At 68.1% G+C, this 1124-nt stretch carries 1 protein-coding gene; it reads left to right on the forward strand.

Annotation, left to right across the window (positions count from 1 at the left end):
- The first annotated feature begins 54 nt into the window (after positions 1 to 54).
- Positions 55 to 1086: an IS30 family transposase gene (locus QMG73_RS46135; protein WP_281906517.1), complete on the forward strand. Its 1032-nt coding sequence runs from the start codon at positions 55 to 57 to the stop codon at positions 1084 to 1086.
- Positions 1087 to 1124: the final 38 nt, after the last annotated feature.

Here is a 1124-nt window from a genome sequence, read left to right on the forward strand (position 1 = left end):
GGCGGTTTCAAGATCTGGCTGCAACACCCACGTTTCTGCAGGTAGGAGTGGGTTGTGGCAGAGAGATTGTCCGCGTTGGAGCGGGAACGGATCGGGTTGGGTCGGGCGGCGGGTGAGTCGATCCGGCAGATCGCCCGGTGTTTGGGGCGGGCGCCGTCGACGGTGTCGCGGGAGGTGGCCCGGTACGAGAGGTACGGCCAGCGGTATCTGCCATCGGCGGCGGACTGGGCGTCCTGGTTACGGCATCGCCGGGCACGCCGGCCGGCCCGGCTGGCGACGGATGCGGTGTTGCGGGAGCTGGTGCTGACAGGGTTACGGCAGCGGTGGTCGCCGCAACAGATCGCGGCCTGGCTGCGGATCGAGTTTCCCGGCCGTAAGGAGATGCAGGTGTCGCACGAGACGATCTACCAGGCGATCTACCTGCAGACCCGCGGGAACCTGCGGGCCGAGCTGACCCGGCAAGTGGCCTTGCGGTCCGGCCGAGCCGCCCGCCGCCACCGATCGCAGGCCGCTGGGGCGATCCGCTCGCAACGGCCCTGGCTCGGGTTGAACATCAGCCAACGCCCGGCCGAGGCCGCTGACCGGGCGGTCCCCGGGCACTGGGAAGGCGACCTGCTCGAAGGCACTCGCCGCGGCGGCGGCAACTCGGCGATCGCCACCCTGGTGGAACGCACGACCAGGTTCGTAATCCTCGTCGCGCTACCCGGCGGGAAACTGTCCGAACATGTCGCCACCCAACTGGCCCACGCGATGGCCTGGCTACCGCAACGGCTGCGGGCCTCGCTGACTTGGGACCAAGGCACCGAGATGGCCGCCCACCATCAGTTCAGCATCGCCACCGGCTGCCCGGTCTACTTCTGCGACCCCCACCACCCCTGGCAACGCGGATCGAACGAGAACACCAACGGCCTACTACGCCAGTACTTCCCGAAAGGCCGCTTCGACTTCACCACCATCGACCAGGCCGGCCTCGACCACGTCGCCGACGAACTCAACACAAGACCCCGAATGACCCTCGGCTGGGCCAACCTGTCAAGCCCCGGGTTTGGTGGAGAGTTGGTTAGCTGGTTTTCAGGGGTGCGGTGACCGGTTGGGTCATCGCGTGTAGGGCCTCGTGCTCGGCG

The sequence above is a fragment of the Phytohabitans aurantiacus genome (genome assembly GCF_027923225.1).
GTDB classification, from domain to species: domain Bacteria; phylum Actinomycetota; class Actinomycetes; order Mycobacteriales; family Micromonosporaceae; genus Phytohabitans; species Phytohabitans aurantiacus.